Here is a 20,340-nt window from a genome sequence, read left to right on the forward strand (position 1 = left end):
ACGCGGTCGAGTGCCGGTGTCGCCGCCTCCGGCCCTGCATCGCACTCCTGCCGCGCGCCGTCTTCAAGCGCGTCACCGGCAGACCCGACCGTTAAGGTGGAAGCATGACGTATTCCGTCGCCGTCTCCGGCGCATCCGGTTATGCGGGCGGCGAGATCCTTCGCCTGCTCGCGAACCATCCCGACATCGAGATCCGCACCGTCACCGCGCACTCGAACGCCGGACAGAAGCTCTCCGAGCACCAGCCGCACCTGCGCTCCCTGGCGCACCTCACTCTGCAGGAGACGACCCCCGAGATCCTCGCCGGTCACGACATCGTCTTCCTCGCCCTGCCGCACGGCCAGTCCGGGCAGTACACCGACGCGCTCGGCGACGTCCCGCTCGTCATCGACGCGGGCGCCGACCACCGGCTCACGTCGCAGGCCGCCTGGGACGCCTTCTACGGCGGTGCGTTCCACGAGCCGTGGGCCTACGGCGTTCCGGAGCTTCTCGTGGACGGCGTCAAGCAGCGCGAGCACCTCCGCGGCGCCACCCGCATCGCAGCCCCCGGATGCAACGCGTCGACGGTGAGCCTGAGCCTCGCACCGGGCGTCGCGGCCGGCGTGATCGACCCGTCCGACATCGTGACGGTGCTCGCCGTCGGCCCCTCGGGCGCGGGCAAGAGCCTGAAGACGCATCTGCTGGGCAGCGAGATCCTCGGATCCGCCAACCCGTACGCGGTCGGCGGCACGCATCGGCACATCCCGGAGATCCGACAGGCGCTCGCGGCCGCGTCGGGCCCTTCGACAAGCTCAGGGACCGTGGAGGCGGACGGGATCCGGATCTCGTTCACCCCGGTCATCGTGCCGATGGCGCGCGGCATCCTCGCCACCTCGACCGCGCCGATCGCACCCGGCGTCAGCGATGCGCAGATCCGGCAGGCGTGGGAGAGCGCGTACGGCGACGAGACGTTCGTGCAGCTGCTGCCGGAGGGATCCGTGCCGCGCACCGCCGACGTGCTCGGAGCCAACACCGCCCTGATGGGGCTCGCGATCGACCGCGCGGCGAACCGCGTCGTCGTGGTGACCGCCGTCGACAACCTCGTGAAGGGCACCGCGGGAGCGGCCATCCAGTCCATGAACATCGCGCTCGGTCTCGCCGAGACCACGGCGCTCAGCATCAACGGAGTCGCCCCATGAGCGTGACCGCACCCCAGGGATTCGAGGCGGCCGGCGTCGCTGCGGGCCTCAAGTCCACCGGAAAGCCCGACGTCGCCGTGGTGGTGAACCGCGGTCCGCGCAAGGTGGGCACGGCGGTGTTCACCAGCAACCGCGCCAAGGCGAATCCGATCATCTGGTCGCAGGAGGTCGTCAAGGACGGCTTCGTCGAGGCGGTCGTGCTGAACTCCGGCGGTGCGAACTGCTTCACCGGCGCGTTCGGCTTCCAGACCAGCCACCTCACGGCCGAGCGCGCGGCAGAGCTGCTCGGTGTGAGCGCCGGCGACGTGGTGGTCTGCTCGACCGGGCTCATCGGCAGCGGTGACGAGGTGTTCCGCAGCAAGGTGCTCGCCGGGGTGGAGGCCGGTGTGGCGCAGCTCAGCGCCGACGGCGGCCCGTCCGCCGCCGAGGCGATCATGACCACCGACACGGTCGCCAAGACCGCGGTCGTCAGCCGCGACGGCTGGACGATCGGCGGCATGGCGAAGGGCGCGGGCATGCTCGCCCCGGGCCTGGCCACGATGCTGGTCGTGCTCACGACCGACGCCGACCTGGACGCGCCGGAGGCGCACGCCCTGCTGAAGGGGGCGACCGGCACGACCTTCGATCGGCTCGACTCCGACGGCTGCATGTCGACGAACGACCAGGTCACGCTGCTGGCCAACGGCGCGAGCGGGATCCGCCCGGATCCCGACACGTTCGCCGCGGCGCTGCGCGAGGTCTGCGACGACCTGGCTCGCCAGCTCCAGGACGACGCCGAGGGCGCGAGCCACGCCATCTCGATCGAGGTGGTGCACGCGCAGAGCGATCAGGACGCCGTCGAGGTCGGCCGCTCCGTCGCACGAAACAACCTGTTCAAGGCCGCCATCTTCGGGAACGACCCGAACTGGGGCCGCGTGCTCGCCGCGATCGGCACCACCCAGGCCGCGTTCGACCCGTACGACGTCGACGTGTGGATGAACGGCGTGCGCGTGTGCACCGCCGGCGGCCCCGACCGCCCCCGCGAGGAGGTCGACCTGACCCCGCGCACCACCCACGTGCTGATCGACCTGAAGGTCGGCGACGCGGCGGCGACGATCCGCACCAACGACCTGACCCACGACTACGTGCACGAGAACAGCGCCTATTCCTCATGAGCGACCTTCAGGACACCGCCCCGGAGGAGGCTGCGCTCAAGGCGCAGACCCTCATCGAATCCCTGCCCTGGCTGAAGAAGTTCCGGGATCAGATCGTCGTGGTCAAGTACGGCGGCAACGCCATGATCTCGGACGAGCTGCAGGAGGCCTTCGCCCAGGACATCGCCTACCTGCGGTACGTCGGCGTGCAGCCGGTCGTCGTGCACGGCGGCGGTCCGCAGATCTCGAACATGCTCGACCGCCTGGCGATCCCGAGCGAGTTCAAGGGCGGCTACCGCGTCACGTCCACCGAGGCGATCAGCGTCGTGCGGATGGTGCTCACCGGGCACATCAACCCGCAGCTCGTCGCGAAGATCAACAGCCACGGACCGATCGCCACCGGGCTCAGCGGCGAGGACGCGGGCCTGTTCGGCGGCCGCCGTCGCGGCATCGTCGTCGACGGCGAGGAGGTGGATCTGGGGCGCGTCGGCGATGTGGTCCAGGTCGACCCGACACCAGTGCTCGATCACCTCTCCGCGGGCCGGATCCCCGTCGTGTCGAGCATCGCGCCGGACCTCGACCACCCCGGTCAGTCCCTCAACGTGAACGCGGACGCCGCGGCCGCGGCGCTGGCGACGGCGCTCGGGGCGGTCAAGCTCGTGATCCTCACCGACGTCGCGGGCCTGTACGCGGACTGGCCGAATCGCGACTCGCTGGTCTCGCACCTCACCACCGGCGAGCTGCGACAGCTGCTGCCGTCCCTCGAATCGGGGATGATCCCGAAGATGACCGCGTGCCTGGAGGCCGTGGAATCGGGCGTGCACGCGGCGGCCATCATCGACGGACGGGTGCCGCACTCGGTGCTCGTCGAGCTTTTCACCAGCAAGGGAATCGGAACGGAGGTGGTGGCGGGATGACGTCGCCCCACGACACGTCAGCGGCTGCGCAGGCCTGGCAGCTGAGCGCCGATCGCGACCTGATCTTGAACGCGGGCCCGCGGTTCGAGCTGCTCGTCCGCGGCGAGGGATCCCACCTGTGGGACGGCGAGGGGCGACGCTACCTCGACTTCCTCGCGGGGATCGCCGTCACCGCGCTCGGTCACGCGCACCCGGTGTTCGTCGAGGCCGTGACCCGCCAGGCCGGCACGCTCGCGCACGTCTCGAACTACTTCGCCACGCCGCCCCAGCTGGAGCTCGCCGCGCGCCTGAAGCGTCTCGCCGGCACGGGCGAGCCGGGCCGGGTCTTCTTCGGCAACTCCGGGACCGAGGCCAACGAGGCCGCGTTCAAGCTGGCGCGCCTGCACGGCGGATCCGAGCGCCCGCGGATCCTGTCGCTCGACAACGCGTTCCACGGCCGCACGATCGGTGCGCTCGCGCTGACCGCGAAGGCGTCGATGCGGGACCCGTTCCAGCCGCTGCCCGGGGGCGTGGAGCATATCCCCGCGACCATCGAGGCGCTGGAGGCGGCGATGGACGACCGCGTCGCGGCCCTGTTCGTAGAGCCCATCCAGGGCGAGGCCGGCGTGCTCGAGCTGCCGGAGGGGTACCTCCGGGCGGCCCGGGAACTCACCACGAAGCACGGCGCGCTGCTCATCGTGGACGAGATCCAGACCGGAGCCGGCCGCACCGGCGACTGGTTCGCGTTCCAGCACGACGGGATCCTGCCCGACGCGATCACGCTGGCCAAGGGCATCGGCGGCGGCTTCCCGATCGGGGCGCTCGTCGCCTTCGGCGAGGCCGCGGCGCTGCTGCAGCCGGGCTCGCACGGCTCCACGTTCGGCGGCAACCCGCTCGCGACGGCCGTGAGCAACGCCGTGCTCGAGGAGATCGAGCACGCCGGCCTCGTGCAGAACGCGCGGGAGCGCGGCGCCCAGGTGCGCGCGGCGATCGAGGGGATCGGCTCCCCGCTGGTCACCGGCGTGCGCGGACGCGGCCTGCTCATCGGCGTCGCCCTCGCCGCCCCGGTCGCCGGCGACGTGGTCGCCGCGGCGCAGCGTCTCGGCCTCATCGTCAACGCCGCGAACCCGTCCTCGGTGCGGATCGCGCCCGCGCTCACCATCGGCGACGCCGAGATCGCCGAGTTCACCGACCTGTTCACCGCCGCCCTCGCCGAGGTCGCGGCCACCGCTCTCACGGAGACCACGGCATGACCCGCCACCTGCTGCGCGACGACGATCTGACCACCGCCGAGCAGACCGAGATCCTCGATCTCGCGCTCGAGCTCAAGAAGGACCGCTGGGCCGACAAGACCCTCGCGGGTCCCCAGACCGTCGCCGTGATCTTCGACAAGTCCTCCACCCGCACCCGCGTCTCGTTCGCGGTCGGGATCGCGGATCTGGGCGGATCCCCGCTGATCATCTCGACGGCGAACAGCCAGCTCGGCGGCAAGGAGACCCCCGCCGACACCGCTCGCGTGCTGGAGCGCCAGGTCGCCGCGATCGTGTGGCGCACCTACGCGCAGCAGGGCCTGGAGGAGATGGCCGCCGGCACGCGCGTGCCGGTCATCAACGCGCTTTCCGACGACTTCCACCCCTGCCAGCTGCTCGCCGATCTGCTCACGATCCGCGAGCACAAGGGCGACCTGAAGGGCCTCACGCTCTCGTTCTTCGGCGACGGACGCAGCAACATGGCGCACTCCTACGTGCTGGCCGGCGTCACCGCGGGCATGCATGTGCGGGTGGCGTCGCCCGACGCGTATGCGCCGCGTCCCGATGTCGTCGCCGACGCGCACCGACGCGCTGCCGAGACCGGAGGCTCGCTGACGCTGCTCACGGATCCGGAGGAGGCCGCACGCGGGGCCGACGTGATCGTCACCGACACCTGGGTGTCGATGGGCAAGGAGGAGGAGAAGGCCCAGCGCCTGCGCGACCTCGGCGGTTACAAGGTGACCGCCGCGACCATGGCGCTCGCAGATCCCGAGGCGATCTTCATCCACTGCCTGCCGGCCGATCGCGGCTACGAGGTCGACTCCGAGGTGATCGACGGTCCGCAGAGCGTCGTCTGGGACGAGGCGGAGAACCGCCTGCACGCCCAGAAGGCGCTGCTCGTGTGGCTCATCGGCAAGAACGAAGGGGCCGCCTGATGGTCGGGGCGAAGCATGAGGGCACGAACGAGGGTGCGCTGTGGGGTGCCCGGTTCGCGAGCGGGCCATCGGCCGAGCTCGCGGCACTCAGCCGCTCGACGCATTTCGACTGGATCCTCGCGCTCTACGACATCGCCGGATCCCACGCGCACGCGAAGGCGCTCGCCGCGGCGGGGTATCTGACCGCCGATGAAGAGCAGGCGATGCATGACGGTCTCGACGTGCTGGCACGCGCGATCACCGACGGCACGCTGGTGCCCTCGGCGTCCGACGAGGACGTCCACGGCGCGCTCGAACAGGCCCTCATCGCCGAGGTCGGCGCCGAGCTGGGGGGCAAGCTCCGCGCCGGACGCAGCCGCAACGATCAGATCGCGACACTCGTGCGGATGTTCCTCCTCGATCACACCCGGGTGATCGGCCGTGATCTCCTGCGGGTCATCGACGCCCTCGTGGCTCAGGCCGAGGCCCACCCGGACGCGATCATGCCCGGGCGCACGCACCTGCAGCACGCGCAGCCGGTGCTGCTGGCGCACCACCTGCTCGCTCACGCCTGGCCCCTGGTGCGCGAGCTGGAGCGGCTGCGCGACTGGATGGCGCGCGCACGGGTGAGTCCGTACGGCGGGGGAGCGCTCGCCGGCTCGACGCTCGGACTCGACCCGGCGCTCGTGGCCGCCGAGCTGGGCCTCGACCGCCCCGCGGAGAACTCGCTCGACGGCACCTCGGCCCGCGACGTCGTCGCGGAGTTCGCGTTCATCGCCGCGATGACGGGCGTGGATCTGTCGCGCCTGGCGGAGGAGATCATCCTCTGGAACACGCGCGAGTTCGGCTTCGTCACCCTGCACGACAGCTACTCGACCGGGTCGAGCATCATGCCGCAGAAGAAGAACCCCGACATCGCCGAACTCGCGCGCGGCAAGTCCGGGCGCCTCATCGGCAACCTGTCGGGCCTGCTGGCGACGCTCAAGGGCCTGCCGCTCGCCTACAACCGCGACCTGCAGGAGGACAAGGAGCCCGTCTTCGACTCGGTGCAGACACTCGAGGTCGTGCTCCCCGCCTTCGCCGGCATGGTGGCGACCCTGCGGTTCGACACGGACCGGATGGCGGCGCTCGCCCCCCAGGGCTTCTCCCTCGCGACCGATGTCGCCGAGTGGCTCGTGAAGCGTCACGTGCCGTTCCGCGACGCGCACGAGATCTCCGGCGCGCTCGTCCGCGCCTGCGAGCAGCGGGGGATCGGCCTCGAGGACGCCGATGATGCGCTCCTCGCGGAGGTCTCCCCGCATCTGACTCCCGCGGTGCGCGAGGTCCTCACGATCGAAGGATCCGTCGCGTCGCGCACGGGCGCCGGTGGCACGTCGCCCGTCCGGGTCGCCGAGCAGCGCGCCGAGCTCATCGCGCGCGCGCAGTCCGCGGCGCACGCGCTCGGACTGTGATCGACGCGTCCCCGGACGCGTGCCAGAGCCCCCGAATCCCCCTCCCGGCGTCGCCGCGGCGGGGGATTCGTCGTTCATCAGGTGTTTGGTCCCCGAGCGGCTCGATCCCGACTCACGCGACACGCCCGGGATGAGAGCCCGATTTGCCGGGACCCGGGGATCCGCGTAAGTTATTACCTGTTCGCCCCAAGCGGTAGAGCGAAGGGCCGGAAGGCCTGACTCCCCAAGCGGCGAACGAACCCCATCTCGATGAAGAACTTCCCAAGCGGAAGAACTTCAGCTATGATGGGTAACTCCCGGGCTCAGGTTCGCCGCAAGGCGCAGCGAGCGGGAGTGAGATCAAGCCCTATTTGTGATGCCGCGAGGCTGAGCTGTAGGAGCATCCGATCCTTGAGAACTCAACAGCGTGCACTTGTCAAATGCCAATTTATTCCTCGTCCAGTCTTAGGGCTGGTTGAGAAATTCCTTTGGATCAAAGACCAGCCTCTTTTTGGGGTTGGCATTCGGATGAAGTCAGCAATGATGTCATCTCTTTGGTCAGTTTCAAACTCGCTGCGTGCCGGTTTTTCCCCGGTGTGTATGCATTTCTTTTTTACGGAGAGNAGGAGCATCCGATCCTTGAGAACTCAACAGCGTGCACTTGTCAAATGCCAATTTATTCCTCGTCCAGTCTTAGGGCTGGTTGAGAAATTCCTTTGGATCAAAGACCAGCCTCTTTTTGGGGTTGGCATTCGGATGAAGTCAGCAATGATGTCATCTCTTTGGTCAGTTTCAAACTCGCTGCGTGCCGGTTTTTCCCCGGTGTGTATGCATTTCTTTTTTACGGAGAGTTTGATCCTGGCTCAGGATGAACGCTGGCGGCGTGCTTAACACATGCAAGTCGAACGATGAACCTGGAGCTTGCTCTGGGGGATTAGTGGCGAACGGGTGAGTAACACGTGAGCAACCTGCCCCTCACTCTGGGATAAGCGCTGGAAACGGCGTCTAATACTGGATACGAGTTGGAGCCGCATGGTTACCAACTGGAAAGATTTTTTGGTGGGGGATGGGCTCGCGGCCTATCAGCTTGTTGGTGAGGTAATGGCTCACCAAGGCGTCGACGGGTAGCCGGCCTGAGAGGGTGACCGGCCACACTGGGACTGAGACACGGCCCAGACTCCTACGGGAGGCAGCAGTGGGGAATATTGCACAATGGGCGGAAGCCTGATGCAGCAACGCCGCGTGAGGGATGACGGCCTTCGGGTTGTAAACCTCTTTTAGCAGGGAAGAAGCGAAAGTGACGGTACCTGCAGAAAAAGCACCGGCTAACTACGTGCCAGCAGCCGCGGTAATACGTAGGGTGCAAGCGTTATCCGGAATTATTGGGCGTAAAGAGCTCGTAGGCGGTTTGTCGCGTCTGCTGTGAAATCCCGAGGCTCAACCTCGGGCCTGCAGTGGGTACGGGCAGACTAGAGTGCGGTAGGGGAGATTGGAATTCCTGGTGTAGCGGTGGAATGCGCAGATATCAGGAGGAACACCGATGGCGAAGGCAGATCTCTGGGCCGTAACTGACGCTGAGGAGCGAAAGGGTGGGGAGCAAACAGGCTTAGATACCCTGGTAGTCCACCCCGTAAACGTTGGGAACTAGTTGTGGGGTCCTTTCCACGGATTCCGTGACGCAGCTAACGCATTAAGTTCCCCGCCTGGGGAGTACGGCCGCAAGGCTAAAACTCAAAGGAATTGACGGGGACCCGCACAAGCGGCGGAGCATGCGGATTAATTCGATGCAACGCGAAGAACCTTACCAAGGCTTGACATACACCAGAACACCGTAGAAATACGGGACTCTTTGGACACTGGTGAACAGGTGGTGCATGGTTGTCGTCAGCTCGTGTCGTGAGATGTTGGGTTAAGTCCCGCAACGAGCGCAACCCTCGTTCTATGTTGCCAGCACGTAATGGTGGGAACTCATGGGATACTGCCGGGGTCAACTCGGAGGAAGGTGGGGATGACGTCAAATCATCATGCCCCTTATGTCTTGGGCTTCACGCATGCTACAATGGCCGGTACAAAGGGCTGCAATACCGTGAGGTGGAGCGAATCCCAAAAAGCCGGTCCCAGTTCGGATTGAGGTCTGCAACTCGACCTCATGAAGTCGGAGTCGCTAGTAATCGCAGATCAGCAACGCTGCGGTGAATACGTTCCCGGGTCTTGTACACACCGCCCGTCAAGTCATGAAAGTCGGTAACACCTGAAGCCGGTGGCCTAACCCTTGTGGAGGGAGCCGTCGAAGGTGGGATCGGTAATTAGGACTAAGTCGTAACAAGGTAGCCGTACCGGAAGGTGCGGCTGGATCACCTCCTTTCTAAGGAGCATCTGACTCTTCGGAGTCCAGAACCCAGATCGAAGGCACACGTTCTTCGCTGGGAGCTCATGGGTGGAACATTTGACATGGCTCTCGTTGAGTCTTCTGGTTTTAGTACGCCGCTTGCGGTGGGAACGGACTGGGGGATGAGGTGGGGGCCTGCACGCTGTTGGGTCCTGAGGGACCGGATGGAGACATTCGTACCTCGGGCTCTTCGTCGCCGGCTGTGTGTCGGTGGGGTTGAGCACCGCCCGTACTTTGAGAACTACACAGTGGACGCGAGCATCTTAAAGAGATGATCCTTCGGGATCGTTTCGAAACGATAGATACGGCCCCGATTTTCCTGTCGGGGTCGGCTCATGTGATTTCAAGTCTTTAAGAGCAAACGGTGGATGCCTTGGCATCTGGAGCCGAAGAAGGACGTAGCAATCTGCGATAAGCCTCGGGGAACTGATAAGCGAGTTTTGATCCGAGGGTGTCCGAATGGGGAAACCCCGCTGGGCGGCGTGCCGACCTAGTGACTCCCGCCTGAATATATAGGGCGGGTAGAGGGAACGTGGGGAAGTGAAACATCTCAGTACCCACAGGAAGAGAAAACAACATGTGATTCCGTGAGTAGTGGCGAGCGAAAGCGGATGAGGCTAAACCGGGTGTGTGTGATAGCCGGCAGGCGTTGCATGCCCGGGGTTGTGGGACTTTCCGTGTCATTCTGCCGAGTGACGAGCGTGACAAGCTGGTATAGGCGAACCGCATTGAAAGGCGGGTCATAGAGGGTGCCAACCCCGTAGCCGAAATGCCAGGTCTTGGCGTGGAGAGTATCCCAAGTAGCACGGGGCCCGAGAAATCCCGTGTGAATCTGTCAGGACCACCTGATAAGCCTAAATACTCCCAGATGACCGATAGCGGACAAGTACCGTGAGGGAAAGGTGAAAAGTACCCCGGGAGGGGAGTGAAATAGTACCTGAAACCGTTTGCTTACAAACCGTTGGAGCCTCCTTAGCAGGGGTGACAGCGTGCCTTTTGAAGAATGAGCCTGCGAGTTAGTGATACGTGGCGAGGTTAACCCGTGTGGGGTAGCCGTAGCGAAAGCGAGTCTGAATAGGGCGATTCAGTCGCGTGTCCTAGACCCGAAGCGAAGTGATCTATCCATGGCCAGGCTGAAGCGACGGTAAGACGTCGTGGAGGGCCGAACCCACTTAGGTTGAAAACTGAGGGGATGAGCTGTGGATAGGGGTGAAAGGCCAATCAAACTTCGTGATAGCTGGTTCTCTCCGAAATGCATTTAGGTGCAGCGTTGCGTGTTTCTTGCCGGAGGTAGAGCTACTGGATGGCCGATGGGCCCTACAAGGTTACTGACGTCAGCCAAACTCCGAATGCCGGTAAGTGAGAGCGCAGCAGTGAGACTGTGGGGGATAAGCTTCATAGTCGAGAGGGAAACAACCCAGACCACCAACTAAGGTCCCTAAGCGCGTGCTAAGTGGGAAAGGATGTGGAGTTGCTGTGACAACCAGGAGGTTGGCTTAGAAGCAGCCACCCTTGAAAGAGTGCGTAATAGCTCACTGGTCAAGTGATTCCGCGCCGACAATGTAACGGGGCTCAAGCACGCCACCGAAGTTGTGGCATTGACATTAATGGTAGGCCTTCGTGGTCCAGCCGTGTTGATGGGTAGGAGAGCGTCGTGTGGCGAGTGAAGCGGCGGAGTGATCCAGCCGTGGACGCTACACGAGTGAGAATGCAGGCATGAGTAGCGAAAGACGTGTGAGAAACACGTCCTCCGGAAGACCAAGGGTTCCAGGGTCAAGCTAATCTTCCCTGGGTAAGTCGGGACCTAAGGCGAGGCCGACAGGCGTAGTCGATGGACAACGGGTTGATATTCCCGTACCGGCGAAGAACCGCCCACATGAAATCAGGAGTGCTAAGCATCCCAAGACACGGGGATCCCTTCGGGGACGATCGTGTGGCGGCATGCGACCCCATCTGGTGGAGTGAGCGTATTAACAGGTGTGACGCAGGAAGGTAGCCCAAGCCAGGCGATGGTTGTCCTGGTGCAAGTGCGTAGGCCGAGAGATAGGCAAATCCGTCTCTCATCAAGGCTGAGACACGATGCGGATGAAAAGTGGGTGATCCTATGCTGCCGAGAAAAGCATCGACGCGAGGTTCTAGCCGCCCGTACCCCAAACCGACTCAGGTGGTCAGGTAGAGAATACCAAGGAGATCGAGAGAATCGTGGTTAAGGAACTCGGCAAAATGCCCCCGTAACTTCGGGAGAAGGGGGGCCACCCGCTTATACGGACTTGCTCCGGAAAGGGTGTGGTGGCCGCAGAGACTAGTGGGTAGCGACTGTTTACTAAAAACACAGGTCCGTGCCAAGTCGCAAGACGATGTATACGGACTGACGCCTGCCCGGTGCTGGAAGGTTAAGAGGACGGGTTAGCTTCGGCGAAGCTCAGAATTTAAGCCCCAGTAAACGGCGGTGGTAACTATAACCATCCTAAGGTAGCGAAATTCCTTGTCGGGTAAGTTCCGACCTGCACGAATGGCGTAACGACTTCCCAACTGTCTCAACCGCGAACTCGGCGAAATTGCATTACGAGTAAAGATGCTCGTTACGCGCAGCAGGACGGAAAGACCCCGTGACCTTTACTACAGCTTGGTATTGGTGTTCGGTGTGGCTTGTGTAGGATAGGTGGGAGACTGTGAAGCATGGACGCCAGTTCATGTGGAGTCATTGTTGAAATACCACTCTGGTCACTCTGGATATCTAACTTCGAACCGTGATCCGGTTCAGGGACAGTGCCTGGTGGGTAGTTTAACTGGGGCGGTTGCCTCCCAAAAAGTAACGGAGGCGCCCAAAGGTTCCCTCAACCTGGTTGGCAATCAGGTGTCGAGTGTAAGTGCACAAGGGAGCTTGACTGTGAGACTGACAGGTCGAGCAGGGACGAAAGTCGGGACTAGTGATCCGGCAGTGGCTTGTGGAAGCGCTGTCGCTCAACGGATAAAAGGTACCTCGGGGATAACAGGCTGATCTTGCCCAAGAGTCCATATCGACGGCATGGTTTGGCACCTCGATGTCGGCTCGTCGCATCCTGGGGCTGGAGTAGGTCCCAAGGGTTGGGCTGTTCGCCCATTAAAGCGGTACGCGAGCTGGGTTTAGAACGTCGTGAGACAGTTCGGTCCCTATCCGCTGCGCGCGTAGGAAGTTTGAGAGGATCTGACCCTAGTACGAGAGGACCGGGTTGGACGAACCTCTGGTGTGCCAGTTGTTCCGCCAGGAGCACCGCTGGTTAGCTACGTTCGGGATGGATAACCGCTGAAAGCATCTAAGCGGGAAGCCGGCCTCAAGATGAGACTTCCATGCCCTTCGGGGCGAGAGGCTCCCAGCCAGACTACTGGGTTGATAGGCCAGATGTGGAAGCACGGCAACGTGTGCAGCTGACTGGTACTAATAAGCCGATGACTTGATAACACACCGTTCTTGGTGCTTGCGTCCACTTTGTGGTTCTCGACGTACGGTCGAAAACCAAACAACAACACCACGCACGTGGGTTTGTTTGAGACACGTCAATAGTGTTTCGGCGGCCATAGCGTGAGGGAAACGCCCGGTCACATTCCGAACCCGGAAGCTAAGCCTCACAGCGCCGATGGTACTGCAGGGGGGACCCTGTGGGAGAGTAGGACACCGCCGGACTTCCTTTAACAGAAAGGCCACCCAACGCAGGGTGGCCTTTCTGCACATTCCGAACCCGGAAGCTAAGCCTCACAGCGCCGATGGTACTGCAGGGGGGACCCTGTGGGAGAGTAGGACACCGCCGGACTTCCTTTAACAGAAAGGCCACCCAACGCAGGGTGGCCTTTCTGCGTTAACATGCTCGAACGAAAGGAGTCACGACATGGCCGATGACGGCAAGCCCTCGCGCGACCGCAAGGATGACGGCGCGGGGCGTCCTCGTCGCTATGTCGATGGCGACCGTTCCGGGCGTCCGTTCCGCCGTGAGGCCTCGCGCGATGACCGTTCGCGCCGAGATGGTGACACGCGCCCTCGACGTGAGGGCGACCGTGCGTTCGGCGGCGGCAATGACCGCCCGTTCCGCAGTGGTGACGATCGTCCACGTCGCGATGGCGATCGCCCCTACCGCAGCAACGACGAGCGGCCTCGCCGGGAAGGTGACCGTCCCCGTCGCGATGGGGACCGCCCCTTCCGCAGCAGCGATGAGCGTCCGCGTCGTGAGGGTGACCGTCCGTTCCGGGGGAACGATGACCGTCCCCGTCGTGAGGGCGACCGTCCCCGTCGTGAGGGCGACCGTCCCCGTCGTGAGGGGGACCGTCCGCGTCGCGATGGCGACCGCCCCTTCCGCGGCAACGATGACCGTCCCCGTCGTGAGGGCGACCGCCCGCGTCGCGATGGTGACCGCCCGCTCCGCAGCAACGACGATCGCCCGCGTCGCGATGGCGATCGTCCCTACCGCCCGCGGGATGACCGTCCGCGCCGCGACGGTGATCGCCCGTTCCGGCCCAAGGACGACCGTCCCCGTCGGGACATTCGGGCGAGCGATCGCCCCCGTGACCCGGAGCTTCCGGATGAGATCACGGCCCGTGATCTGCACCCGTCCGCGCGCAACGAGCTGAAGACCCTGAGCAAGGAGAACGCCGAGCAGGTGGCCCGCCACCTCGCCATGGCGGCGCAGCTCATCGACGAGGATCCGGAGCGTGCCCACCTGCACGCGCTGGCCGCCTCTCGCCGTGCCGGCCGTGTGGCCGTGGTCCGCGAGTCGGTCGCGATCACCGCATATGCGATGGGCGATTTCGCGCTGGCGCTGCGCGAGCTGCGTACGTACCGCCGCATCTCGGGCCGGGACGACCAGATCGCGCTGATCGTCGACAGCGAGCGGGGGATGGGACGCCCCGACCGCGCCCTCGAGGAGGGACGGTCGGTCGACCGCGCCGCTCTGCCGACTGCGACCCGGGTGGCCCTGGCGATCGCGATGTCCGGCGCGCGTCTCGACCGCGGCGAACTCGAGCTGGCGCTCGGCGAACTCGAGATCCCCGAGCTCAACCCCGATCTCGCCTTCGAGTGGAGCCCGGCGCTCTTCGACGCGCGCGCGGCGGTGCTCGAGGACCTCGGTCGCGCCGACGAGGCGGCCTTCTGGCACGAACGCGCCGAGGTCGCGTCTGCGGCGCTGGGACACGGCGACGATGACGAGGTCATCATCGAGGACGCCTACGAGGATCTCCCCGGTGAGGACGAAGCCGCGGCCGACGTGGACGCCGTGGCTTCTCCGTCCGAGCGGCCGGAGGCGTCCGAGCAGCCGGAGGATGAGGAGCAGGCCGAGTGAGCCTGTTCTCCCGCGACCGCCGTACGCCCCTGTCCGGCGTCGATGTCGTCCTCGCCGACCTCGACGGAGTCGTATACGCCGGCGCCGGGGCGATCCCGCACGCCATCGAGAGCCTGAAGAAGGTCGAGGCGACGCGTCGTCTCGGCTACATCACGAACAACGCGTCGCGGACGGACGCCTCCGTGGCCGCGCACCTCGGCGAGCTCGGCCTCACGGTCGCGCCGGACGAGGTGGTCACCAGCCCGCAGGCGGCGATGCGTCTCGTCAGCGGCCTCATCCCGGCGGGATCCACGATCCTCGTCGTCGGCGGCGAAGGCCTCGTGCACGAGGTGCGCAAGGCCGGCTTCGAAGTGACGCGCAGCGCCGACGATTCCCCCGCCGCCGTGGTGCAAGGGTTCGCGCCCGAAGTCGGCTGGTCCGACCTGGCGGAGGCGGCGTTCGCCCTGAAGGTGCCCGAGGACGAGGGCGGCATCCCCTGGATCGCGACCAACACCGACTGGACGATTCCGCAGTCCCGCGGCGTCGCTCCCGGTAACGGCACGCTCGTGTCCGCCGTGCATACGGCGATCGGCCGCCTCGCGACGGTCGCCGGCAAGCCCGAGACGCCGATCTTCGAGGAGGCGGTCGCGCGGTTCGACGCGAAGCATCCTCTCTTCATCGGCGACCGACTCGACACCGACATCGCCGGGGCGTCGCGAGCAGGCATCGAATCGGCGCTCGTCCTGACCGGGATCGACCGTCCGAAGCACGTGCTCGCGGCAGCCGAGGGGCAGCGGCCGACCTACATCCTCGGAGACCTGCGCGAGCTGCACGAGCCGTATCCGCAGCCGAAGGTGTCCGGCGACACGGTGACCGTCCGCGACGCCGTCGTGCGCGTGGACGGCGTGGACGTCACGATCCTCCGCGAGGGCGATCGGCCGATCGATCTCGTGCGCGCCGGAGCGGAGGCGATCTGGCGCACAGGGCGGCAGATCTTCGGTTTCCGCGTGCCCGAGCGGCTGTACGCGGATCCGTTCCACCGCCCGTAATCCGCCGGATCCGCGGGATCGCCCGTAGGCTGGAGGGGTGAGCGAGAACACCGAACCGGACCCGGCCGACGGGCTCTGGAGCCGGTTGCGCCTCATCGAAGGACAGCCCCTGGAGTCCCGCGCCGCCGCCTATCAGGCGCTGCACGACGATCTCGCCCGGCGCCTGGAGAGCGCCCCGAGACCCGCCGCAGACCGCGGATGACGTCCCGTCTCGACGCTGCCCTCGCGGAACGCGGCCTCGCCCGGTCGCGCACCCACGCAGCCGCGCTCATCGACGGCGGGCTGGTGACGGTCAACGGCAGGCCCGTGGTGAAGGCCTCGACCAAGGTGGACGAGGATGACGTGCTCGACGTGGCGGGCGCCGACCACTACGTCAGCAGGGGAGCGCACAAGCTCATCGCCGCCCTGGACGCGTTCGACATCACCGTCGACGGGGTGATCGCGCTCGACATGGGGGCGTCCACCGGCGGGTTCACCCAGGTCCTGCGGGAGCGGGGAGCGCGGCGGGTGCTCGCCGTCGATGTCGGGCACGATCAGCTCGCCGCATCCGTCCGCGCGGATCCCGGCGTCGTGGTCGTGGAGGGCTTCAACGTCAGGCACATGGATGCGCGGTTCCTGGCCGACGCCACGGGGGAGCAGCAGCGACCGGGTCTGGCGGTGGGCGATCTCTCCTTCATCTCGCTCAGCCTCGTGCTGCCGGCCATCGCCGCCACCGTCGCAGAGGACGCCGACGTCGTTCTGCTGATCAAGCCGCAGTTCGAAGTCGGACGGACCGCCGTGCGCGGCGGCCTCGTCACCAACCCGACGATCCGCGCCGACGCGGTCGCACGCGTGCTGTGGGTCGCGTGGGATCAGGGCTTCGGCGTGCTCGGGCTTGTGCCGTCGCCGATCCTCGGCACCCACGGCAACGCGGAGTACCTTGTGCACCTCGCCCGCGGGCGGGGGAGCAATCCGACAGAATGGTTGAGCACGATCGACCAGATGGCAGGAGGCCGATGAACGAGCGCAGGATCCTCGTCGTCGCACATGCGCGCCGCAACGACACCGTGCACGCGGCTCACCGCGTCGTCACCGCCCTGCGCACCGCGGGAGCGACCCCGGTCATGGCGGCCGAGGACCGCGCCGAGCTCGCTGCGGCCGATTCGCTCTTCGCCGACGTCGACGTGCTGGCGGATCGCTCGCACGACGACGGGGTCTCCGTCGACGACATCGAACTGGCCATCGTGCTCGGAGGCGACGGCACCATCCTGCGCGCTGCGGAGCTCGTCCGCGAGGGCACCGCGCCCATCCTCGGCATCAACATGGGGCACGTCGGCTTCCTGGCCGAGATCGAGCGCGACGACATGGACGCCGCCGTCGCTCGCGTCATCGATCGCGACTACTCCGTCGAGGAGCGGATGGCGCTCGCGGTGCGGGTGAAGGACGCCGCCGGAGCCGTCGTGTACAGCACCTGGGCCCTGAACGAGGTGACTGTGGAGAAGGCCAGTCGCGAGCGCATGATCGAGGTGATGGTCGAGATCGACGGTCGCCCCCTCACCAGCTTCGGCTGCGACGGCATGGTCGTGTCCACGCCGACCGGTGCGACCGCCTACAACTTCTCCGCCGGAGGACCCGTCATCTGGCCTGGCGTCGAGGCCATCGCGGTGGTGCCGCTGTCCGCGCACGCACTGTTCGCCCGTCCGCTCGTCGTCGCACCGGGCGCACCGGTGGCGATCGAGCTGCTGGACCGCAACGACGGGAACGCGATCCTGTGGTGCGACGGACGGCGCTCCCACGAGTTGCCGCGGGGAGCCCGGGTGGTCGTGCGCCGCTCCTCGCGCCCCGTGCGCCTCGCGCGTCTGCATCCGAGCGTCTTCACGGATCGGCTCGTACGCAAATTCCACCTCCCGGTCTCGGGGTGGCGAGGAGCCGAGGCATGATCGAGGAGATGCGCCTGCGGGATCTCGGCGTCATCGCCGAGGCCGTGCTGCCGATCGGACCGGGGTTCACCGCCATCACGGGGGAGACCGGCGCGGGCAAGACCATGGTCGTCACGGGCCTCGGGCTGTTGCTCGGCGCCCGCGCCGATTCCGGAGCGGTGCGCGCCGGCGCCGCGCAGGCCTCGGTCGACGGCGTGTGGATCGTGCCGAGCAGCGGCTCCGTGGCCGACACGGTCGCCGACGCCGGCGGCGAGCTCGAGCCCTACGACGACGCCCGCGGTGAGCTCTACATCTCCCGCACGCTCACCGCGGAGGGGCGCAGCCGCGCAAGCGTCGGAGGCCGCGCTGCGCCGGCGGGCGTGCTGGCGGACCTCGCCGACGACCTCGTGGTCGTGCATGGGCAGTCCGAGCAGCTGCGGCTGCGGTCCGCCGCCGCGCAGCGCGATGCGCTGGATCGCTTTGGCGGATCCGCCATCGCCGTCGTGAAGAGTGAATACGAGCGGGCATGGGAGCGCTGGCGCGCTCTGTCCGCGCAGCTCGACGAGATAGCGGGGAACCGGGAGCGCCGCCAGGCGGAGGCCGAGGATCTGCGCGAGGCCCTCGCGCTGATCGAGGCGACGGATCCGGAGCCGGGCGAGGACGAGGCGCTCGCCGAGCGCGCCGAACGCCTCGCGAACGCGGAGGAGCTGCGCCAGGCGGCGGCGATCGCGCGCTCGGCGCTCTCGGACGAGGACGGCGGCAACGACGTCTCGACCCTCGCTGCCGAGGCGCGGCGCGCACTCGAACGCGCGAGTGATCCCGCGCTGGCCGCCATGGCCGAGAGCATCGCCGAGATCGGCTACCGGGCGACGGACATCGCGGTGCAGCTGAGCGGCTACCTCGCCGACCTCGACGAGTCGGGACCGCACGAGCTCGCCGCGGTCGAGGAGCGGCGTGCGGCCCTCGCGGCGCTGGTGCGCGCGCACGGCAGCCTCGACGCGGCCATCGAGCTCTGGAACACCGGGTCCGCCCGCCTCGCCGAGCTCGACGACGACTCCGAACACATCGAGCGACTCACGGTCGAACGCGATGCCGCGCGCGCCGCCCTGGACGAGGCGGCCGCGGCGCTCACGGCGACGCGCACCGAGGCGGCCGGCAGGCTCGGCGCGGCCGTCACGGAGGAGCTGCACGCCCTCGCCATGCCGGACGCGCGGCTCGTCGTCGCCGTCACCGAGGGTGCCGAGAGCACGCACGGACGCGACGACGTCGCCATCCTCCTCGCACCGCACCCCGGCGCCGAGCCCCGTCCGGTGGCGAAGAGTGCGTCCGGAGGCGAGCTCTCCCGCGTGATGCTCGCGATCGAGGTCGTGATCGCCGGCACGGATCCCGTCCCGACCTTCGTGTTCGACGAGGTCGACGCCGGTATCGGCGGCGCTGCCGCGATCGAGGTCGGCCGTCGTCTGGCTCGGCTGGCGCGCACGTCGCAGGTCATCGCCGTCACCCACCTCGCCCAGGTGGCCGCGTTCGCGAACAACCACCTCAGCGTCGTGAAGCAGAGCGACGGCCAGGTCACCGCCTCGAGCGTGCGCCGGCTGGACGGCGAGGACCGCGAGGCGGAGATGGCGCGGCTGCTGTCCGGGCTGACCGACTCCGGGGCGGCGCTCGAGCACGCCCGCGAACTGCTCGCCCTCCGCGAGGACTGAACCGTTCCTGGCGGCCGCTCGCCGCGGAGAGGCGTCAGCGCAGGTCGCGCACGGAGTCCCGCCGGATCAGCGGCATCGGCAGCAGCTCGTGGGCGAGGTCCCGCTCACCGAGCAGCATCTCCACGCCGACGCGCGCCATCTGCTCGTACGGCAGGCGTGCCGTGGTGAGGCCGGGGCGCACCAGGGAGGCGAGATCCTCGTCGTCGAACGACACGATGGAGATGTCGGCGGGGATGCGCAGACCGCGCTCGTTGAGCGCCTGATAGATACCGAACGCGACGCCGTCGGTGGCGGCGATGACGCCGGTCAGATCCGGGTGCGCATCCAGCATCTGCAGCGTGTGCGCGAAGCCGATGGGTGTCGTCCAATTCTCGACGACGACCTCGGCCGGGCCGACGATGCCGCGCTCGGCGAAGGCATCGCGGATGCCGGCGAGGCGCCGTGCGATGGTGACGGACCGGCGCGGGTCGCCGGCGACGTGGGGGATGTCGCCGATGAAGGCGACGCGCGTGTGGCCGGCATCCAGGAGCACCGAGGCCATGGTGTGGCCCGCGGTGTATTCGTCGGGAAGCACGCTGGGCAGATCGTCCGGCGTGCGTCCGTTCACGATCACGACAGGGGTCCCGCGGGGGGCCGCGGGGACGTCGACCATGCGCGCGGCCATCAGGCCGACGATGACTCCGTCGACGCGGCGATCGATGAGCTCGTCGAACGCGGCCGCGAGCTGCGTGGGGTCGTCGCCGGTCTCGGCGATCAGCACGGTGTGATCCAGCTCCTTGGCGGCCCGCAGAGTGCCCCGCACCATCGCCGACGCGAAGCGCGTGATCGTCACCTGGTCCGAGATGAAGCCGATCGTGCGGGTCTTGCCTGAGCGCAGGCTCTGTGCGGCCGGGTTCGGCTTGTACCCGAGCTGCGCGGCTGCGGTGCGAACGCGCTCCGCCGCATCCTCCGACAGCCGGGACGGGCGGTCGTTGAGGATGAGGCTGACGGCGGTCTTGGACAATCCGGAAAGCCGCGCGACGTCTGCAAGCGTCGGTCTCGGTGCCGTCGACATCGTCGGACCCCTCTCTTCGGATCCTTCCAATCTAGCGGATCCGCTCAGTTTGGTGAATTAATTTAGCGGCCTGGCTTGCGTGGCGGTGCTGGAGGGTGTTAGCGTCAGATAAATCGGTTCACCACCCGTTGCGCGAGAATGCGCAGGCCGATTCACTC

At 66.6% G+C, this 20,340-nt stretch carries 15 protein-coding genes and 3 rRNA genes; 15 read left to right on the forward strand and 3 right to left on the reverse strand.

Features of this window, described 5'->3' with window-relative positions; all coding sequences use genetic code 11:
* Positions 1 to 104 precede the first annotated feature (104 nt).
* Genes argC through argH form a run of 6 tightly spaced genes read left to right on the forward strand, consistent with a single transcriptional unit; the run spans position 105 to position 6,822 of the window.
* A complete protein-coding gene (gene argC, locus AERO9AM_RS07545) occupies positions 105 to 1,178 on the forward strand; it encodes an N-acetyl-gamma-glutamyl-phosphate reductase (protein WP_159575587.1) in 1,074 nt (357 codons plus the stop codon).
* On the forward strand, positions 1,175 to 2,332 hold the full coding sequence (argJ, locus tag AERO9AM_RS07550) for a bifunctional glutamate N-acetyltransferase/amino-acid acetyltransferase ArgJ (protein ID WP_159575588.1): 1,158 nt from the start codon (positions 1,175 to 1,177) through the stop codon (positions 2,330 to 2,332). Before argC ends, argJ begins: the two co-directional genes overlap by 4 nt.
* On the forward strand, positions 2,329 to 3,228 hold the full coding sequence (gene argB, locus AERO9AM_RS07555; RefSeq protein WP_159575589.1) for an acetylglutamate kinase: 900 nt from the start codon (positions 2,329 to 2,331) through the stop codon (positions 3,226 to 3,228). Before argJ ends, argB begins: the two co-directional genes overlap by 4 nt.
* Positions 3,225 to 4,460, forward strand: coding sequence for an acetylornithine transaminase (locus AERO9AM_RS07560; protein WP_159575590.1), 1,236 nt, complete (start codon positions 3,225 to 3,227; stop codon positions 4,458 to 4,460). The genes argB and AERO9AM_RS07560 overlap by 4 nt, the downstream gene beginning before the upstream one ends.
* Positions 4,457 to 5,392 carry an ornithine carbamoyltransferase gene (argF, locus tag AERO9AM_RS07565; RefSeq protein ID WP_159575591.1) on the forward strand — a complete coding sequence of 312 codons (936 nt, stop codon included), beginning with the start codon at positions 4,457 to 4,459 and terminating at the stop codon, positions 5,390 to 5,392. The genes AERO9AM_RS07560 and argF overlap by 4 nt, the downstream gene beginning before the upstream one ends.
* Positions 5,392 to 6,822 (forward strand): argininosuccinate lyase, encoded by a 1,431-nt coding sequence (gene argH, locus AERO9AM_RS07570; RefSeq protein WP_159575592.1) that lies wholly within the window; start codon positions 5,392 to 5,394, stop codon positions 6,820 to 6,822. The genes argF and argH overlap by 1 nt, the downstream gene beginning before the upstream one ends.
* A gap of 398 nt (positions 6,823 to 7,220) precedes the next feature.
* Here argH and AERO9AM_RS17480 read toward each other — a convergent pair.
* A partial coding sequence (locus AERO9AM_RS17480; RefSeq protein WP_236602456.1) for a hypothetical protein occupies positions 7,221 to 7,424 on the reverse strand: 204 nt, incomplete at its 5' end.
* A gap of 217 nt (positions 7,425 to 7,641) precedes the next feature.
* Here AERO9AM_RS17480 and AERO9AM_RS07575 point away from each other — a divergent pair.
* From AERO9AM_RS07575 to rrf, 3 genes are all read left to right on the forward strand, one after another.
* Positions 7,642 to 9,166 (forward strand): 16S ribosomal RNA (locus AERO9AM_RS07575).
* 365 nt (positions 9,167 to 9,531) lie between these two features.
* Positions 9,532 to 12,632 (forward strand): 23S ribosomal RNA (locus AERO9AM_RS07580).
* 105 nt (positions 12,633 to 12,737) lie between these two features.
* Positions 12,738 to 12,854, forward strand: a 5S ribosomal RNA gene (gene rrf, locus AERO9AM_RS07585).
* The 16S, 23S and 5S rRNA genes sit together here, the layout of an rRNA operon.
* A gap of 172 nt (positions 12,855 to 13,026) precedes the next feature.
* Here the strand turns inward: rrf and AERO9AM_RS07590 are convergent.
* A complete protein-coding gene (locus AERO9AM_RS07590) occupies positions 13,027 to 13,770 on the reverse strand; it encodes a hypothetical protein (RefSeq protein ID WP_236602527.1) in 744 nt (247 codons plus the stop codon).
* Between the two features lie 51 nt (positions 13,771 to 13,821).
* On the opposite strand from AERO9AM_RS07590, the gene AERO9AM_RS07595 reads away from it, so the two are divergent.
* The 6 genes from AERO9AM_RS07595 to recN are packed head-to-tail and all read left to right on the forward strand — an operon-like array spanning position 13,822 to position 19,128.
* On the forward strand, positions 13,822 to 14,499 hold the full coding sequence (locus AERO9AM_RS07595; protein WP_236602528.1) for a hypothetical protein: 678 nt from the start codon (positions 13,822 to 13,824) through the stop codon (positions 14,497 to 14,499).
* Entirely contained in the window at positions 14,496 to 15,527 is a 1,032-nt protein-coding gene (locus AERO9AM_RS07600) for an HAD-IIA family hydrolase (protein WP_159575594.1), read from the forward strand. Before AERO9AM_RS07595 ends, AERO9AM_RS07600 begins: the two co-directional genes overlap by 4 nt.
* A 37-nt stretch (positions 15,528 to 15,564) precedes the next feature.
* Entirely contained in the window at positions 15,565 to 15,729 is a 165-nt protein-coding gene (locus AERO9AM_RS07605) for a hypothetical protein (RefSeq protein WP_201298602.1), read from the forward strand.
* The gene (locus AERO9AM_RS07610; RefSeq protein WP_159575595.1) at positions 15,726 to 16,526 is read left to right on the forward strand and encodes a TlyA family RNA methyltransferase; all 801 of its coding nucleotides are present in this window, start codon (positions 15,726 to 15,728) and stop codon (positions 16,524 to 16,526) included. Before AERO9AM_RS07605 ends, AERO9AM_RS07610 begins: the two co-directional genes overlap by 4 nt.
* Positions 16,523 to 17,446, forward strand: coding sequence for an NAD kinase (locus AERO9AM_RS07615; protein ID WP_159575596.1), 924 nt, complete (start codon positions 16,523 to 16,525; stop codon positions 17,444 to 17,446). Before AERO9AM_RS07610 ends, AERO9AM_RS07615 begins: the two co-directional genes overlap by 4 nt.
* The gene (gene recN / locus AERO9AM_RS07620) at positions 17,443 to 19,128 is read left to right on the forward strand and encodes a DNA repair protein RecN (RefSeq protein ID WP_159575597.1); all 1,686 of its coding nucleotides are present in this window, start codon (positions 17,443 to 17,445) and stop codon (positions 19,126 to 19,128) included. Before AERO9AM_RS07615 ends, recN begins: the two co-directional genes overlap by 4 nt.
* Positions 19,129 to 19,162: 34 nt before the next feature.
* On the opposite strand, the gene AERO9AM_RS07625 is transcribed toward recN, so the two are convergent.
* Positions 19,163 to 20,182 carry a LacI family DNA-binding transcriptional regulator gene (locus AERO9AM_RS07625; protein ID WP_159575598.1) on the reverse strand — a complete coding sequence of 340 codons (1,020 nt, stop codon included), beginning with the start codon at positions 20,180 to 20,182 and terminating at the stop codon, positions 19,163 to 19,165.
* Positions 20,183 to 20,340: the final 158 nt, after the last annotated feature.

The sequence above is a fragment of the Microbacterium sp. 8M genome (assembly GCF_902506375.1).
Taxonomy (GTDB): domain Bacteria; phylum Actinomycetota; class Actinomycetes; order Actinomycetales; family Microbacteriaceae; genus Microbacterium.

What these genes read in the sequence shown, in the direction of transcription:
- argC (WP_159575587.1), top strand. Translation starts at nt 105, where the DNA reads ATGACGTATTCCGTCGCCGTCTCCGGCGCATCCGGTTATGCGGGCGGC.
- argJ (WP_159575588.1), top strand. Translation starts at nt 1,175, where the DNA reads ATGAGCGTGACCGCACCCCAGGGATTCGAGGCGGCCGGCGTCGCTGCG.
- argB (WP_159575589.1), top strand. Translation starts at nt 2,329, where the DNA reads ATGAGCGACCTTCAGGACACCGCCCCGGAGGAGGCTGCGCTCAAGGCG.
- AERO9AM_RS07560 (WP_159575590.1), top strand. Translation starts at nt 3,225, where the DNA reads ATGACGTCGCCCCACGACACGTCAGCGGCTGCGCAGGCCTGGCAGCTG.
- argF (WP_159575591.1), top strand. Translation starts at nt 4,457, where the DNA reads ATGACCCGCCACCTGCTGCGCGACGACGATCTGACCACCGCCGAGCAG.
- argH (WP_159575592.1), top strand. Translation starts at nt 5,392, where the DNA reads ATGGTCGGGGCGAAGCATGAGGGCACGAACGAGGGTGCGCTGTGGGGT.
- AERO9AM_RS07610 (WP_159575595.1), top strand. Translation starts at nt 15,726, where the DNA reads ATGACGTCCCGTCTCGACGCTGCCCTCGCGGAACGCGGCCTCGCCCGG.
- AERO9AM_RS07615 (WP_159575596.1), top strand. Translation starts at nt 16,523, where the DNA reads ATGAACGAGCGCAGGATCCTCGTCGTCGCACATGCGCGCCGCAACGAC.
- recN (WP_159575597.1), top strand. Translation starts at nt 17,443, where the DNA reads ATGATCGAGGAGATGCGCCTGCGGGATCTCGGCGTCATCGCCGAGGCC.
- AERO9AM_RS07625 (WP_159575598.1), bottom strand. Translation starts at nt 20,182, where the DNA reads ATGTCGACGGCACCGAGACCGACGCTTGCAGACGTCGCGCGGCTTTCC.